Source organism: Microbispora bryophytorum (genome assembly GCF_043197435.1).
Taxonomy (GTDB): Bacteria; Actinomycetota; Actinomycetes; order Streptosporangiales; family Streptosporangiaceae; genus Microbispora; species Microbispora bryophytorum.
This window is the reverse complement of sequence record NZ_JBICTF010000004.1, coordinates 705,163-721,675: the sequence shown is the minus strand read 5'-3', so window position 1 is coordinate 721,675 and position 16,513 is coordinate 705,163. Positions and strand designations below refer to the sequence as shown.

13 protein-coding genes are annotated in these 16,513 nt (G+C 70.4%); 8 read left to right on the top strand and 5 right to left on the bottom strand.

Annotated elements, in window-relative coordinates:
* Positions 1-3 precede the first annotated feature (3 nt).
* Both ftsX and ftsE read right to left on the bottom strand, forming a co-directional pair.
* Positions 4-903, bottom strand: a complete 900-nt coding sequence (ftsX, locus tag ACGFIB_RS16815) for a permease-like cell division protein FtsX (RefSeq protein ID WP_191054708.1) — start codon at positions 901-903, stop codon at positions 4-6.
* Between the two features lie 14 nt (positions 904-917).
* The gene (gene ftsE / locus ACGFIB_RS16810) at positions 918-1,607 is read right to left on the bottom strand and encodes a cell division ATP-binding protein FtsE (protein ID WP_142569680.1); all 690 of its coding nucleotides are present in this window, start codon (positions 1,605-1,607) and stop codon (positions 918-920) included.
* Positions 1,608-1,786: 179 nt separating this feature from the next.
* Here ftsE and ACGFIB_RS16805 point away from each other — a divergent pair, with 179 nt between their 5' ends.
* Positions 1,787-1,975, top strand: a complete 189-nt coding sequence (locus tag ACGFIB_RS16805; protein WP_142569678.1) for a hypothetical protein — start codon at positions 1,787-1,789, stop codon at positions 1,973-1,975.
* Here ACGFIB_RS16805 and prfB read toward each other — a convergent pair.
* Complete coding sequence (gene prfB, locus ACGFIB_RS16800) at positions 1,969-3,090, bottom strand: peptide chain release factor 2 (protein ID WP_357259624.1); 1,122 nt, start codon at positions 3,088-3,090, stop codon at positions 1,969-1,971. The genes ACGFIB_RS16805 and prfB overlap by 7 nt on opposite strands.
* Before the next feature lie 83 nt (positions 3,091-3,173).
* Between prfB and ACGFIB_RS16795 the strand changes: the two genes are divergently transcribed.
* Positions 3,174-4,241 carry a hypothetical protein gene (locus tag ACGFIB_RS16795; RefSeq protein ID WP_393372556.1) on the top strand — a complete coding sequence of 356 codons (1,068 nt, stop codon included), beginning with the start codon at positions 3,174-3,176 and terminating at the stop codon, positions 4,239-4,241.
* Positions 4,242-4,254: 13 nt separating this feature from the next.
* On the opposite strand, the gene ACGFIB_RS16790 is transcribed toward ACGFIB_RS16795, so the two are convergent.
* A complete protein-coding gene (locus ACGFIB_RS16790) occupies positions 4,255-9,225 on the bottom strand; it encodes an NAD-glutamate dehydrogenase (RefSeq protein WP_142569673.1) in 4,971 nt (1,656 codons plus the stop codon).
* A 26-nt stretch (positions 9,226-9,251) separates the two neighbouring features.
* Positions 9,252-10,073, bottom strand: a complete 822-nt coding sequence (locus ACGFIB_RS16785) for a tryptophan 2,3-dioxygenase (protein WP_142569671.1) — start codon at positions 10,071-10,073, stop codon at positions 9,252-9,254.
* 308 nt (positions 10,074-10,381) lie between these two features.
* On the opposite strand from ACGFIB_RS16785, the gene ACGFIB_RS16780 reads away from it, so the two are divergent.
* From ACGFIB_RS16780 to ACGFIB_RS16755, 6 genes are all read left to right on the top strand, one after another.
* Complete coding sequence (locus tag ACGFIB_RS16780; RefSeq protein WP_393372552.1) at positions 10,382-10,945, top strand: hypothetical protein; 564 nt, start codon at positions 10,382-10,384, stop codon at positions 10,943-10,945.
* Between the two features lie 7 nt (positions 10,946-10,952).
* The gene (locus ACGFIB_RS16775) at positions 10,953-13,244 is read left to right on the top strand and encodes a bifunctional polysaccharide deacetylase/glycosyltransferase family 2 protein (RefSeq protein WP_393372550.1); all 2,292 of its coding nucleotides are present in this window, start codon (positions 10,953-10,955) and stop codon (positions 13,242-13,244) included.
* A gap of 137 nt (positions 13,245-13,381) precedes the next feature.
* Positions 13,382-14,842 (top strand): FAD-binding oxidoreductase, encoded by a 1,461-nt coding sequence (locus tag ACGFIB_RS16770; protein ID WP_393372547.1) that lies wholly within the window; start codon positions 13,382-13,384, stop codon positions 14,840-14,842.
* 93 nt (positions 14,843-14,935) lie between these two features.
* On the top strand, positions 14,936-15,433 hold the full coding sequence (locus ACGFIB_RS16765; RefSeq protein ID WP_142569663.1) for a DUF2975 domain-containing protein: 498 nt from the start codon (positions 14,936-14,938) through the stop codon (positions 15,431-15,433).
* A complete protein-coding gene (locus ACGFIB_RS16760; RefSeq protein WP_393372544.1) occupies positions 15,433-15,669 on the top strand; it encodes a helix-turn-helix domain-containing protein in 237 nt (78 codons plus the stop codon). Before ACGFIB_RS16765 ends, ACGFIB_RS16760 begins: the two co-directional genes overlap by 1 nt.
* A 45-nt stretch (positions 15,670-15,714) precedes the next feature.
* Entirely contained in the window at positions 15,715-16,449 is a 735-nt protein-coding gene (locus ACGFIB_RS16755; RefSeq protein WP_393372542.1) for a GNAT family N-acetyltransferase, read from the top strand.
* Positions 16,450-16,513: the final 64 nt, after the last annotated feature.

Sequence of the window (16,513 nt, the reverse complement as noted above, 5' to 3'; positions counted from 1 at the left end):
GGATCACACCCGCAGGTAGCGGCGCAGGGTGACGAATGAGGCGAGCACACAGATGAGCACGCCGACGGCCATGGTGCCGGTGATCACGCCGGCGACCGTGTCCCAACCGAGGGGCGCGGCCATGTAGGTCTGGATCGACTCGAAGATGAAGACCTTGACGACGATCAGGATCACACCGGACAGGACGCCGCCGATGAGGCCGGCGATCAGGCCCTCCAGCACGAACGGCAGCTGGATGTAGATGTTGGAGGCACCGACCAGCCGCATGATGCCGGTCTCTCTTCGGCGGTTGTACGCCGACAGCCGGACCGTGTTGCCGATCAGCAGTGTGGCCGCGATCACCATGAGGATCGCGATGCCGAGCGCCACGTTGCGCAGCGTGTCCATGAAGCCGAAGACCGACTGGAGCAGGTCGCGCTCATTGACGACGTTGGAGACGCCGGGCTGCCCCTTGAGGCTGCTCGCGACGGCCGTCGCCTTCTCCGGGTCCTTCAGCTTGACCCGGAACGACTCCGGCATGTCCTCGGGCTTGGTCACCGACAGCAGCAGCGTGTTGCTCTCGGTGCTCTGGAAGTTCTTGAACGCCTGGGCCTGGTTCTCGAAATTCACCTGCTCGACGTCCGGGAGCGCCTTGATCGTCTGTTCCAGGGTGCCCTTCTCCTCCTGGGTGACCGCGCCTCTGTTCTTACAGGGCTCGAAGGGCGAGCCCTTGGTGCACAGGTAGACCGACAGCTCGACCTTGTCGCTCCAGAAGCCGGTCAGCTTCGAGACCTGGGAATTGATCATCAGTCCGACGCCGAGCAGCGCCATGCCGACCGCCACTGTCACGATCACCGCGATGGTCATCGTGAGGTTGCGCCGAAGGCCGATCCAGACCTCGGAGAAGATGAAGTTGGCCCGCATGGTCCCAGTTACTCCTAATACGCCTGGCCGTACACGCCGCGCGACTGGTCACGGACGATCTTGCCGTCCTCGAGCTCGACCACGCGCTTGCGCATGGAGTCGACGATCGCGGCGTCGTGTGTCGCCATGAGGACGGTCGTGCCGGTCCTGTTGATTCGGTCGAGCACCTTCATGATGCCGATGCTCGTGGCGGGGTCGATGTTTCCTGTGGGCTCGTCGGCGAGCAGGATCATCGGCCGGTTGACGAACGCGCGGGCCATGGCGACCCGCTGCTGCTCGCCACCGGACAGCTCCTCCGGCATGCGGTGCGCCTTGCCCTCCAGGCCGACGAGCTCGATGACCTCGGGCACGACCTTGCGGATGAAGCGGCGCGGCTTGCCGATGACCTCCAGGGCGAACGCCACGTTCTCGTAGACGTTCTTGTTCGGCAGCAGCCGGAAGTCCTGGAACACGCAGCCGATGCGGCGGCGCAGGTGCGGCACCTTGAAGTTGGACAGCTTCGACAGGTCCTTGCCGGCCACGTGGATGGAGCCGTTGTTGGGTCGCTCCTCCTTCAGGACCAGCCGGAGGAAGGTGGACTTCCCCGACCCTGACGGACCGACCAGGAAGACGAATTCGCCCTTGTCGACATCCACGCTCACGTGGTCGAGGGCGGGCCGGTTTTGGTTCGCGTAGACCTTGGTGACATTATCGAAATGGATCACGGGCGCATCACGGCTAGCCAGTCTAGGGGGTGGGACGGCCGGTCCGGGGGTCGCCGGTCACTTTGCTCTGGATCGACGTTCCGTTTGGCCAGAGGCCAGTCTAGGGGTAACACTGGCATGGAACGTCCATAACGGAAACAAAACGATTAGCCCTTGGGCGATGGGGCGGTAAAGCTGCTATGAGCTGCGAACATCTGATCTGCGCCGCGTGCGCGGGCCCCGTGGTGGAAGGGCGCTGCCCCGTCTGCCGTGAGGGCCGCGCCAAGGTTCACCACCACGGGTTCATGGGGCTGTCGCCCCTGACCATCGCGCTTGTCGTGCTACTGGTCGTGGCGCTGGTCGCGCTCACGCACGTCAGCGGTTACTGATTGTTGTCACCCGACTCCTGGCGGCGCGACCAGCGGATCTCACCTTCGATGAACTCGTCGAGGTCGCCGTCCAGCACGGCGGTGGGGTTGCCCGCCTCCACACCCGTGCGCAGGTCCTTGACGATCTGGTAGGGGTGCAGCACGTAGTTGCGGATCTGCGTGCCCCACGACGTCGTGGTCTCGCCGCGCAGCTCGTTCATCGCCGCGGCCTCCTCCTGACGCTTGCGCTCCAGCAGCTTGGCGGACAGGACGGCCATCGCCGTCGCCCGGTTCTGCAGCTGCGATCGCTCGTTCTGGCAGGAGACCACGATCCCGGTCGGCAGGTGGGTGATCCGCACGGCCGAGTCGGTGGTGTTCACGCCCTGGCCGCCCGGCCCGGACGACCGGTAGACGTCGATGCGCAGGTCGTCCTCGTTGATGTCGATGTGGTCGGTCTGCTCGACCACGGGCACCACGTCCACGCCCGCGAACGAGGTCTGCCGGCGGCCCTGGTTGTCGAACGGGCTGATCCGCACCAGCCGGTGGGTGCCGTGCTCGCCCCGGAGCGTGCCGTACGCGTAGGGGGCCTTGACCGCGAAGGTGGCGGACTTGATGCCGGCCTCCTCGGCGTAGGAGGTCTCGTAGACCTCCGCCGGGTAGCCCTTGCGCTCGGCCCACCGCAGGAACATGCGCAGCAGCATCTGGGCCCAGTCGGCCGCGTCGACGCCGCCCGCCTGCGCGTTGATGGTCACCAGGGCCTCGCGGGCGTCGTACTCGCCCGACAGCAGCGTGCGGACCTCGAGCGCGCCGACCTCGGACCTGAGCGCGGCGAGCTCCCTTTCGGCCTCGGCCAGCGCGTCCTCGTCGCCCTCCTCGGCCGCCAGCTCGAACAGGATCGGCAGGTCCTCCAGGCGGCGGCCCAGGCCGTCCACCCGGTTGACCTCGGCCTGCAGGTGGGAGAGCCGGCTGGTGACACGCTGCGCCTGCTCGGTGTCGTTCCACAGGTCGGGAGCGGCAGCCTGGTCCTCCAACTCGGCGATCTGCTTGCGCAGGGCGTCGAGGTCGAGCACGTCCTGAATGCCCTGCAGCGTGCCGCTAAGCTCGTTGATCTCTTCGGCTGGATCGATGACTGCCACGTCTGTAAAGGGTACGCGAATCGGAGACCCGGTCAGGCAGCACGCGTCGGTAGCATGTGAATCGATTGCATGGGGAGGCTGGCGTGAACGGGGTCGTTCGGAGTGCGCTGACCCTTGCCCTCGTCACCTGTGCCGCCGCCTGCTCCGGCGGGGAGCCGGCCCGGCCGACGGCCAGCCCGGCGGCGGCCACCTCGGCCCTGCCGAGTCCCGGCGACAGCCCGTCGCCGTCGCCCAGCCCCCCGGCTGTGACGCTTGAGGAGGCCTCCCAGGCGCTCGACGCGTTCCTCGACACCGACGACGTGCTGCGGCTGGCCGGGGCCGACCGGTGGGAGCTCCTGCTCACCCAGGACGGCCAGCGGCCCATCACGATTGCCGGCATCCACTCCCAGGGGAGCAAGCCCGCCCGCTACACCTGGGATCGCCGTACGGTGCTCGTGCCCCGGCAGAGCGGCCGCTCGACCGTCTGGTTCGCGGCCACCGCCCGGCGGCGCGACTCGTCCGGCGAGATCCGCACGGGCGTGTTCACGTTCGTACGGCAGGGCCGGGACGGGCGGTGGCTCAACAGCTTCGCGTCCCTGCTCTACTCCGGCGAGCAACCTCCCGCGGTCGCCCTCGACGCGGACGGGTACGCCACGGCGCTGGAGTCGCGCGACGCCTCGGTGGCCATCAGCCCCAACCTGATGGGCCCGCTGCACGCCACGGTCGCCGAGGAGGGCCCCAAGGGGTACGCCTCGGGGCTGATCGCCCCCGGCCCGCAGACGACGGGCTTCTACGACGAGATCAGCGAGACCAAGGAGACGGCGAAGGCCGACGACTGCATGAACTACGAGTCGATCTTCGCCTCGGCCCCCAACTATCCGATCTTCGCGCTGCGCGCGCGTGACGGCGGCGCGATGATGCTGTACACGCTGATCCGCACGTCCTCGTGGACCCCCAGCCCGCAGGGGCTCAAGTGCGGCGAGGGGCGCCCGGTGACGCTCCCCGCGGCGGCCCGCTGGCTGCTGAGCCCCACCAAGGACCTGTTCATCCGGCAGAAGCGCCAGATCATCGAGACCCAGCAGTATGTGAGCGCGGTGCCGCCCAAGGCGTCCACCGCGCCCGCGCACGTCGTCGGCTACGAGGGCGTCGTCACCGGCGGCTCCAACCGCTGATCGCCGAGCGTCATCACGCCTGCGCGTGCGGGAGGTTGCTGGTGGAGACCAGCGTCCGCACCGCGCGCAGCGCGACCGACAGCGTCGCCAGGTCGAAGGTGTCGCTCTCCCAAATCTCCGACAGCGTCTGCCGCGACCGCGTCACCGCGGCCTGGTTGGCCTCCGTCCAGCTCGCGAGGCGCTCCTCCGGCGACAGGCCCGGCCGGCTGTGGATCAGCACGTCCCTGGTGAGCGTCGCGTGGGCCGCGTACAGATCGTCGCGCAGCGCCGACCTGGCCATCGAGTTCCACCGGCTGTCGCGCGGCAGCGCGATCACCCGCTCGCGCAGCCGGGCGAGCTGGAGCCGGTCGGCCAGGTCGAAGTAGACCTCGGCCACCTCGGTCACCGGCCGGCCGGTGTAGGCCGCGATCTCCACGAGGTCGAAGGTGGAGTAGGCCGGCACCATCGCGGCGACCCGCTCGGCCAGCTCGCCGGGCACGCCCCTGGCCACGAAGGAGTCCCTGCGCTCCTCGTACGCCACCAGGTCGGGGCCGGTCAGCAGCTTGGGCAGGTGGGGCAGCACTCCCCCGGCGCCCTCGATGAAGTAGCGGGCCGTCGAGGCGAGGTCGAGCGGTGGGCGGCGGTTGCCGAGCAGCCAGCGGGTGCCGCGCTCGGACAGCTTGCGGCCCTCCATGAGCATGGCGAGCTGGGTCGAGGTGTCCACCTCGTTGTCCAGCTCCTCGACCTGGCGCATGAACGACGGCAGGTCGAAGACCTCACGCGTCACGAGGTAGGCCCGCACGATGTCGGCCGTCGAGGCGCCGGTCTCCTCACCGAACCGGTAGGCGAAGCTCGTCCCGCCGAAGTTCACCACGTCGTTGACGATCCGGGTGGTGATGATCTCCCGGCGCAGCGGGTGGGAGTCCATGTACGGCCGGAAGCGGTCGCGCAGGGCCGAGGGGAAGTACGACACCAGCCACGACGCCAGCGACGGGTCGTCGGGGATGTCCGACTGCAGCAGCTCCGCGTCCACCACGAGCTTGGTGTAGGCGAGCAGCACGGCGAACTCGGGGTTGGTGAGCCCGAGCCCGGCCTGGCGCCGCTCGGCGAGCACCTTGTCCGACGGCAGGAACTCCAGCTCCCGGTTGACCAGCCCCTCGCGCTCCAGTCTCCGCAGGTAGCGGGCGTGGATGTGCAGCATCTCCGGCGCCTGCGCCCGGGCCGCCGCGAGCACGACGTTCTGGGCGTAGTTGTCCTCCAGCACCAGACTGCCCACCTCGTCGGTCATGTCGAGGAAGAGCTGGTTGCGCTGCTTGTCGGTCATGTCGCCGTCACGGACGACCTGGTCGAGCAGGATCTTGATGTTCACCTCGTGGTCGGAGGTGTCCACACCGGCCGAGTTGTCGATGAAGTCGGTGTTGATCAGCCCGCCGTTCAGCGCGAACTCGATCCGGGCGCGTTGGGTGAAGCCGAGGTTGCCGCCCTCGCCCACCACCCTGCAGCGCAGGTCGGCGGCGTTGATCCGCAGCGCGTCGTTGGCCTTGTCCCCCGCGTCGGCGTGGGTCTCCGACGACGCCTTGACGTACGTGCCGATGCCGCCGTTCCACAGCAGGTCGACGGGGGCCCGCAGGATCGCGCTGATCAGGTCGTTCGGCGCGAGCGCGGTGACGCCCCGCGGCAGGCCGAGCGCGGCGCGCGTCTGCGGCGAGACCGGGATCGACTTCGCGGTGCGCGGCCACACGCCGCCGCCCGCCGAGATGAGCGACCTGTCGTAGTCGTCCCAGGAGCTTCTGGGCAGCTCGAACAGCCGCCGCCGCTCGGCGAAGCTCCGCGCGGCGTCCGGGTCGGGGTCGACGAACACGTGCCGGTGGTCGAAGGCCGCCACGAGCCGGATGTGCTCCGACAGGAGCATGCCGTTGCCGAACACGTCCCCCGACATGTCGCCGACGCCGACCACGGTGAAGTCGGTGCTCTGCACGTCCACGCCGAGCGTGCGGAAGTGGTACTTGACCGACTCCCAGGCGCCCCTGGCGGTGATGCCCATCGCCTTGTGGTCGTAGCCCACGGACCCGCCGGAGGCGAAGGCGTCGCCGAGCCAGTAGCCGTACTGCTTGGCCACCTCGTTGGCGATGTCGGAGAACGTCGCCGTGCCCTTGTCGGCGGCCACCACGAGGTAGGTGTCGTCGCCGTCGTGCCGCACCACGTCGGGCGGCGGCACGACCTCCCCCGCGACCAGGTTGTCGGTCAGGTCGAGCAGGCCGGAGATGAACTGGCGGTAGCAGGCCACGCCCTCGGCCAGGAGCTCGTCGCGCCCTGCCCCGCCGTTCTTGAGCGCGGGGGGCCGCTTGACGACGAAGCCGCCTTTGGAGCCGGTCGGCACGATGACGGTGTTCTTGACCATCTGTGCCTTGACCAGGCCGAGGATCTCCGTGCGGAAGTCCTCCATGCGGTCCGACCAGCGCAAGCCGCCGCGGGCGACCTTGCCGAAGCGCAGGTGCACGCCCTCGACCCGCGGCGAGTACACGAAGATCTCGTACTTCGGCCGGGGCAGCGGCAGCACGCTGATCGACTGCGAGTCGACCTTCAGGGAGATGTACGGCTTGCGCCTGCCGGTGACGAACTGGCTGCCCGCGTCCCCGGCGTCGCGCCCGTCCGCGTCCTTTCCGGAGGGCGCGGCCTGGAAGACGTTGGTGCGCAGCGTCGCCTGGATCATCTCCAGGTAGGCCCGCAGGATGCGGTCCTCGTCGAGCGAGGCGACCTCGTCCAGCGAGGCGAGGATCTCCTCGGTCAGCGCGTCGCAGACCTCCGGCCTGCCGTCGTCCGGCCGCCGCGGGTCGAGCCTGGCCTCGAACAGCCGCACCAGGAGCCGGGCCAGCCGCACGTTGCCGCGCAGCACCCTCTCGATGTACGACTGGCTGAACGTGGTCCCGGCCTGCCGCAGATACTTGGCGTACGCCCGGAGGATCTCGGCCTGCTCCCAGGTGAGCCCGCCGGCCAGCACGAGCGCGTTGAAGCCGTCGTTTTCCACCTCGCCGCGCCACAGCACGGCGAACGCGTCCTGGAAGAGCCGCTTGAACTCGTCGCGGTGGACCTCCTCCGAGGGCGTGTACCGCAGGCCGAAGTCGTAGATCCAGGCGTCCCGGGTGTCGGGGTCGTGGTCGCGGTCGATCTCGTACGGCCGCTCGTCCACCACCTCGACGCCCATCCGCTGCAGCAGCGGGAGCACCCGCGACAGCGAGATCGGCGCGCCCAGCCGGTAGAGCTTGAAGCGCCGCTCCCCCTCCGCCGCGCCGTACGGCTCGTAGAGGTTCATGCCGATGGCGTTCGGGTCCTCGCCGAGCGTCTCCAGCCGCTTGAGGTCGGCGACCGCCGTACGCGCGGGGAAGTCGGCCTTGTAGCCCTCGGGGAAGGCGCTGCCGTAGCGGCGCAGCAGCCGGGGCGCGTCCTCCTCCGGGCACAGCTCACCGATCGCGGCCCCGAGGTCGTCCTCCCAGGTGCGGGTGGTGGCGGCCAGCCGCGCCTCCAGCTCGTCGACGTCGACCGGCGTCTCGCCGAGCGGCGTGCCGCGCTCGCCGCGGATCACGATGTACAGCCGGGCCAGCGCCGACTCGCCGATCATCGTGCTGTAGTCGAGCGAGGTGCCGCCGAGCGCCTTCATCAGGATCCGCTGCATGTGCAGGCGGACCTTGGTGGTGTAGCGGTCGCGGGGCAGGAAGATGAGGCAGGAGATGTAGCGGCCGTAGTCGTCGCGGCGCAGGAACAGCTTGACCTGCTTGCGCTCGCGCAGCCGCAGCACGCCGAGCGCGATGGGCAGCAGCTCGTCCACGGACATCTGGAAGAGCTCGGTGCGCGGGTAGGTCTCCAGGATCTCCATCAGATCCTTGCCGTCGTGGCTGTCGGGCGACAGCCCGGCACGCTCCAGCACCTCGGCGAGCTTGCGCCGCAGGACCGGGATCCGCGAGATCGACTCGTTGTACGCCACGTGGGTGAACAGTCCGAGGAACCGCCGCTCGCCGATCACCTCGCCCTCGGGCGAGAAGACCTTGACCCCGACGTAGTCGAGGTAGTGGGGCTTGTAGACGGTGGCCCGGCTGTTGGCCTTGGTGACGATCAGCAGCTGTTTCTCCCGCGCCTTCGCGCGCACCTTCGGCGGCAGGGCCGCGAAGCTGGCCGATCCGGCCTTGTCGGCCCGCAGGATGCCGAGCCCGGTGCCGGGCAGGCCGCGCAGCGCGACGCCGCCGTCGGTGTCCTCAAGCCGGTATTCCCGGTAGCCGAGGAACGTGAAATGGCCGTCGGCCAGCCAGCGCAGCAGCTCCATGCCGTCCTCGGCCTGCGCGGGGTCGAGCGGCGGCGGGTTGGCCGCGAGGTCCTCGGCGGTCTGCACGGCCAGCGCCCGCATCTTCGCGAAGTCCTCGACCGCGCAGCGCACGTCGAGCAGCACCCGCTGCAGGTCGCTCTCCAGCTCCTTGAGCACGGTGTGATCGGCCTGCCGGTCGATCTCGATGTGCATCCACGACTCGCGGATGACCTGCCCGGTCACGTTCTCCCTGTCGGGGCCGAGCAGCTCACCGGTCATGTCCCTGCGCACCCGGATCTGAGGGTGGACGATCAGGTGGGTGCCGATCTCGTGCCGGTCCAGCTCGGTCGTCACCGAGTCGACGAGGAACGGCATGTCGTCGGTGACGATCTGGACCACCGAGCGGCCCGGGTCCCAGCCGTGCTCCTCAAGCGTGGGGGTGTAGACGCGGACCAGCGCGCGCCCCTGTGGCCGGTGCTGGGCCAGGTGGCGGTGGGCCATCGCGGGGCCGTACACGTTGACCGGGTCGCGGTCGGCCAGGTCCTCGACCGGGACGCTGCGGTAGTACTGCCGCAGAAAGGTCAGGGGGTCTTCACCCTCCACCTGCAGCGCTCCCGGCGCGTGCGCGCACCTCTCGGCGGCGGTGCGGAGAAGTTCGTCCAGCACTTCTTCCGACTCCTGCCGATTCAGCGCCATTTCGAGCGGCATGTCGCTACTCACTCCCTTGTGAGAATTCAAAGCCAGGCCCGGAGTTCCCAAAGCAGGGGAAAGAAGTGCAAACGCGTCCTTCCCCTCAAGTACGGTGCCCCGGACGAGCCTCCCGTACCGGATTTCGTCCCGATCTGGCGCTCCACCATTTGCACGTGCCGCATCCGCCAGAGCGCGGTCGTCTCGTCATGAGTGAGGAGATCCTCGGCCAGGTCCCACAGATCGTCGTACGATCCGCGTTGGCGGGCCACGGCCAGCAGGGACTCCATGATCTCCTCGTCGGAGACCGGCAGACCGCGCCCGGACAGGGCGGTCAGGTAGGCGTCCCACAGCGTCGGCTCGGCGAGCCGCCGCCGCAGCCTGGCGAGTTCCGCCTCGCTCGCGTCCCTCAGCCGGCCGAGGTACGCCGGGTCCTTGGCGCCCGAGAGGAACTCGAGCTCGCGGAACTGCACCGACTGGAAACCGCTCGCGGGGGCGAGGACCGACCGGAACTCCAGGAAGTCCTGCGGCGTCATGGTCTCCAGCACCTGGACCTGGTCGACCAGGACCTTCTCCGCGGCGTGCACCCGGCGGAACAGTTGCCTGGCGCGCCACAGCGCGCCCTCGATCATCGCGTCCCTGATCCGCTCCAGCTCGTGCAGGAGCAGCTTGAACCACAGCTCGTAGACCTGGTGAACGGTGATGAACAGCAACTCGTCGCCGGCCCCGGACCGCCGCTCCTGCTGGGCGAGCAGCTCGGGCAGGCGAAGGTAGCCGCCGTAGGACAGACGCCCGCCCTCCTCGCCGAAGCTGCGCGAGGGGGGCAGCCTGTCCCCGGACCCGGCTCGGCCGTACGGCGTCGCAGGCATGCGCCACTCCTCCACGATGGGCGCGGCCCTCCCGGTCCCCATTGACCGAAAGCCCGGCACCACCGCCCCCGATACCACCCCATAACGGCACAAACGTCAACTTCGTCGCGCGCTCGCGATCAGGGGGTTGACCTTGTCACATTTAACCAGCCAGGCCTCCTCCGAGGGGTCTCATGCGCATCAGCCACCAGGACGACCACCCGCCGCCGGGAGGCCCTCGCACCGGACATCGGGAAATCGCGAATGCCTGATCACAAAATGACCCGGACTTCTCGAAGCTGCTTTCGATTCACGTACGATCATGCGTCGTGGAAGATCGACGTCCGGAGCGCGCGGCCGTCTTCGTGGACCAGAGCGGGCGCCGGGCAAAGATCTTGACAGCCGCCGCGGTCGGCGGGGCGATCGTCGTCCTCGCGCTGACCCTCACGCTGGTGAGCGGAGCGCTGGCGGGCCCGGAGCTGCCCCCGATGAGATGGCCCGGCACGCAGGTGCAGCCGGTCGTGGAACGCTCCCCCGCGGGCTCCACCACTCCGTCCCGCGGGTCCGAGCGCAGGCGTGCCCCCCGGGACGAGGCGGCGGCGAACGGCACGCCGCGCGCGACGGCGCCCCCGGCGCGGCGGACTCCCTCCGCGCGCAGGCTGCCGAGCAGGGCGCCCTCCCCCTCCGCCCGGAAGAGCCCGAGGCCGAGCAGGACGCCTTCCGCGATCCCGGAGCCGGATGTGGAGATCTCCGCGCCCGGCGAGCCGACGCCCGCGCCGCAGGTTTCCGAGGTCGTGCAGTCCACGGCGCCCGCCGAGGAGGCGACGCGGCCCCCGGCGTCGGAGCCCGGCACCGTCCAGACGCCTCCGCAGCAGCCCGGGACCGCCCAGTGACGCGTCGATGAGACGACAGCGCAGATCGGCAGAGCGCAGAACGGCGGAGCGCAGACCGGCCGAGCGCAGACCGGCCGAGCGCAGACCGGCAGAGCCGCGCGGCCACTGGTTCCTCGTCGCGATCGCGGCGCTGCTCATGGCCGGGGCGCTGCTGCTCGACGCGTACGCGCACAACGTCGTCGGCGAGACCCAGCCGGCCCCGGCCGACTACGGCGACTCCGCCGAGCTGGAACAGATCCGCTCCGGCGGCCCTCTGGTCAACGTCTCGGGGTCCCGGCCGCTCAGCGCACGGCCCAGGCCCCGCCGGGTGGCGCTCACCTTCGACGACGGACCCGATCCGAGGTGGACCCCCCGGCTGCTCGACCTGCTCCGCGAGCACCGCGCGAAGGCGACCTTCTTCGTCCTGGGAGCCCACGTCGCCGAGCACCCCGAGCTCACCCGCCGCATGGTCGCCGAGGGGCACGAGATCGGCAACCACACCTACACCCACGCCGACCTGGGCGCGGTGCCGGCCTGGCGGGCCCGCGTGGAGATGTCCCTGACGCAGAAGGCGCTGGCCGCGGCGGCGGGGATCCACACCCGCCTCGCCCGCATTCCGTACTCCTCGGGCCCCGGAGCGGCCGGATACCGGCAGCTCACCACCATGCGGCTGCTCGGCGACGAGGGATACCTCGTGACGTTCACCGACGTGGACACCCAGGACTGGAGCCGCCCGCCCGTGAACGAGATGGTCCTCGCGTCCCTCGCGCGCACGGTCGAGGGCGAGGGCGCAGTGATCATGTTCCACGACTCGGGCGGCGACCGCGCCCGGACGCTGGCCGCCGTCGACCGGCTGCTCACCCGGCTGGAGAAGAAGGGATACGCCGCCACCACCCTCACGGACGCCGTCGGGCTCCCCACGGCGCACACCGCCGCCTCCGCCGACGAGCGCGTCCTCGGCGCGATCCTGGGGTTCGCCCAGCGCGCCTCCTTCGCCTTCGTCGAGGCGCTCGGCTGGTTCCTCGCCGCGGCCGGCGTGCTCACCCTGCTCCGGCTGGCGCTCTTCGTCGCGCTGGCGTGGGCGCACGCCCGCAGGACGCGCGGGAGATCCGCGAACGCCGTCGTCCCCCACGGGACGGCCGCGCCGCCGGTCTCGGTGATCGTGCCCGCGTACAACGAGGCGGCGGGGATCGAGGCGACGGTCCGGTCGCTCGTCGCGACCGACTACCCCGGCCCGGTCGAGGTCGTCGTCGTGGACGACGGCTCGGCCGACCAGACGGGAGCGATCGCCGCCTCGCTCGGCCTGCCCGGGGTCCGGGTGATCCGGCAGCCGAACGCCGGGAAGCCCGTCGCGCTCACCACCGGCATCGCCCACTCCGCCCACGGCATCCTGGTCATGGTCGACGGCGACACCGTCTTCGAGCCCCCGACCATCGGACACCTCGTACGGCCGCTCGCGGACGGAACCGTCGGCGCGGTCAGCGGCAACACCAAGGTCGGCAACCGGCGCGGCATGATCGGCCGCTGGCAGCACATCGAGTACGTCGTCGGGTTCAACCTGGACCGCCGCGCGTTCGACCTGCTCGGTTGCATGGCGACGGTGCCGGGGGCGATCGGCGCGTTCCGCCGCGAGGCGATCGCGTCGGCCGGCGGGGTCAGCGCGGACACGCTCGCCGAGGACACCGACCTGACCATGGCGATCAGCCGCGGGGGCTGGCGGGTGGTCTACGAGGAGCGGGCGCGCGCGTGGACCGAGGCGCCCGCCTCGCTCGGCCAGCTGTGGCGGCAGCGGTACCGGTGGTGCTACGGCACGCTGCAGGCGATCTGGAAGCATCGCGGGGCGGTCGCGGAGCGCCGTCCATTCGGCCGGCGATGCCTCGGATATCTCACCCTGTTCCAGGTGATCCTGCCGTTGCTGGCCCCCGTCGTCGACGTCATGGCCCTCTACGGGCTGTTCGTCGGCGACCCGCTGCCTGTGGTCGCGGTGTGGGCCGGCTTCGTCGCGGTGCAGGCGCTCACCGGCTGGTACGCGCTGCGCCTGGACGGCGAACGGGCCTCGGTGCTGTGGGTGCTGCCGTTGCAGCAGTTCGCCTACCGGCAGCTGATGTACCTGGTCGTCATCCAGTCGGTGGCCACCGCGGTTCTGGGGGCCCGGCTGCGCTGGCACACGGTCCGCAGGGAGGGCACGTTCACCCTGGCGGGGCCGCCCACCCCGAGACCGTCCGCCCCGAGACCGCCGGCTTCGAGATCGTCCGCGGGCCGCCGGCGCCGGGCGGTCACGGATGGAAACGCTCCGAGGAGGAGACGGAGCCGTCCGTGACGACGTCGGGCACGCCGGGCGGCACCGGGTCTCCGGCGCGGCCCTTCCGCACCGGGGCGACGTGACGACCTTGTAACCAACCGGATCGATTCCATGAGCGTCTCAACGAGGTAGATCACCACCTCGGGAGTACGACCATGATCGACAGACGGAGTTTCCTTCGCGTCTCGGCCCTTGCCGGGGCCACCGCCCTTTCCGGCACGGCCTTCGCCGCCGCGGGTCCCCGTCCCGCCGACTGGTCCGCGCTCGGGCGGGGGCTGGACGGCAAGCTGATCCGCCCTGGCGACTCGTCGTACGACAACGCGCGCCGCGTGTTCAACTCGGCCTTCGACTCCGCACGGCCGGTCGGGGTGGCCTACTGCACGACGGCGGCGGACGTGTCGGAGTGCCTGGCGTTCGCCCGGCGGTACGGCGTGCCGGTGACCTCCCGGTCGGGCGGCCACAGCTACGCGGGCTGGTCCACGGGCAGCGGGCTCGTCGTCGACGTGTCGCCGATGAGCGGCGTGTCCTCCTCGGGCGGCCACGCCACGGTCGGCGCCGGGGCGCGGCTGGTCGACGTGTACGCCAAGCTGGCCGCGCACGGCGTCAGCATCCCGGCGGGGTCCTGCCCGACGGTCGGGGTGGCCGGGCTCACGCTGGGCGGCGGCATCGGCGTGGTGTCGCGGCAGTACGGCCTGACCTGCGACGCGCTGGAGTCTTTGAAGGTCGTCACCGCGGACGGGAAGGTGGTGACCTGCTCGCCGAGCTCGCACCCGGACCTCTACTGGGCCTCCCGGGGAGGCGGCGGCGGCAACTTCGGCGTGGCGACGTCATTCACGTTCCGGACCCATCCGACGCGTTCCGTGACCCTGTTCTTCCTGCACTGGCCTTGGTCGAAGGCCGCGGCCGTGCTGAAGGCGTGGCAGGCCTGGGCGCCCGCCGCGCCCGACGCGATGTGGTCCAACTGCCATCTCGACCACGACCCGTCGCTCGACGTGATGGTCGGCGGCCTCTACCTCGGTGGCAGGACGGCGTGCGAGAACCTGCTGCAGAAGCTCGTCGACCGCGTCGGATCGGGCCCGTCGACCCGCTACGTCGCGACGTCCGCCTACGACCACGCGATGATGGTGGAGGCGGGCTGCGCGTCGATGTCGGTGGCCCAGTGCCACCGTCCGGGCACGCTTCCCGGGCAGAACGCGAGGGGCAAGCTGGTCCGCGACTCGTTCTCGGCCAAGTCGCACTTCGCGTACACGCCGCTGTCGTCGGCCGGGATCAAGGCGCTGCTGGCCCGGGTCGCCGCGCCGGGCCGGCACACGGTGATGCTCGACGCGCTCGGCGGCGCCGTCGCCCGGGTCCGGCCCGACGCCACCGCCTTCCCCCACCGCAAGGCGTTGTTCAGCGTGCAGTACTACTCCCACTTCTCCGGCGCGGCCGCCTGGGCCCGGGCCGCCCACGCCGCCATGCGGCCGTATTTCGGCGACCACGCGTACGTGAACTACATCGATCCGGAGCTCAAGAACTGGCGGCAGCAGTACTACGGCGCCAACGCCGCCCGGCTGGCCCGGGTCAAGGCGGCGTACGACCCCGGCCGCCTGTTCCGCCTGCCCCAGGGTGTCTAGGGAGCGGTCCCGAGCATCGACCCGGGAGCACGCCTTGCTTCTTCCTATCGATTATCGATAGATTTCTATCGTGCTTCGATTGAAGGAGAGACGATGAGACAGCTGACAGTGCTCGCGCTGCGTGCCGTGCTCGTGGCACTGCTCGCCGGCTCGGTGTTCGTGCAGGCCGTGATGGTGCCGCTCCTCGCCTCCGACCTGGAAAGACTCGACCCGGACTACGCCTACCTGCGCTCGCCCTTTCTGGCGATCACGTTCCTGGGCGTCGTGACGGTCGAGGTCGTCCTGGTCAGCGTGTGGCGTCTGGTGACGATGGTGCGGCGAGGAACGGTCTTCTCCCACGACGCCTTCCGATGGGTGAACGTCGTGATCGGCGCTTTCGTGGCGGCCGCTCTCCTGATCTTCGCGCTCGGGGTCGTCCTGGCTCCGGGCGAAGCCGTCCCCCCGGGCGTGGTCCTCCTGGTGGGCGGGGCCGGCGTGGCGGTGCTGGGGGTCGCGCTCATCGTGCTCGTGCTGCGGATGCTGCTCGCCCAGGCCGTCAGGCGCGACATCGAGGCGGCGCGGATGCAGGCCGAGCTGGACGAGGTGATCTGATGCCGATCGTCGTCGAGATCGACGTGCTGCTGGCCAAGCGGAAGATGTCCGTGGGCGAGCTCGCGGACCGCGTCGGGATCACACCCGCCAATCTGGCGGTGCTCAAGAACGGCCGCGCCAAGGCGGTGCGCTTCTCGACACTCGCCGCGCTCTGCGAGGCGCTGGAGTGCCAGCCGGGAGACCTGCTGCGCTGGGAGGACGGGGACGACGAGGACGGGGACGACGGGGACGCGTGACCTCGACCGGTTGCCGATCGGGCCGTGGTGCGCGAACCTCGCGATATGACCGAGGAGCGGCGGAGAATGCCCGGCGCCGGCGGCGTCCCGGTGTTCAGTTATCTGGAAGGCGTCCGCGACGGCCACCCCTGGGCGTACGCGATCGAGGACGTCGGCCGGGGAGCCGCCGACGCGATCACGTCGCGCATGCCCGGCTGGGCGGTCTCCGCGCCGGTCGATCTCGGTCGGGCCCTGCTCGACCGAGGCGCGCGGCTGCTGCGGCACATGCACGTGATGCGGTGCGATCTGCCGCTCGCCCGGCCGGTCACCGACACCGCTCCGGACGGCTTTCTGATAGTCCCCTGTGATCGGCCGCCCGCCGAGATCTTCCCCGCGTGGTTCGCGGCCTACCCGCCCGGCCATCCCGACCACCGCCCCCGCGACCCTGAGCAGGCGTTGCAGGAGGAGCTCGTTCCGCTCCTCGGCGGCGAGGAGATCGGCTCCCTGCTTTCCTGCAGCGTCCTCGCCGTGCGGGACGGCTCTCCTGGGACGGGCGAGATCGTGGGGGGAGTTCTCGTCACCGGCTCGAACCGGGGACCGTGGATCGCGGACGTGTTCCGGCATCCGGACCGGTCGCCGCGAGGTCTCGGCGCGCTCATGCTGTCGGTCACCCTGGCCCGGGCCGGCGCGGCCGGGCTGGACGGCATGGGCCTGGTGGTCACCGAAGGCAACCCCGCCCGCCACGTGTACGAGAGGCTCGGTTTCCACGTCGTCGACAGCGCGATGACGGTCATGATCTGACGGCCGAACCGCCGGGTCGCCACACTTTCATCGCCGTGACCGCGAACGCGGAGGCCGGCTTCGG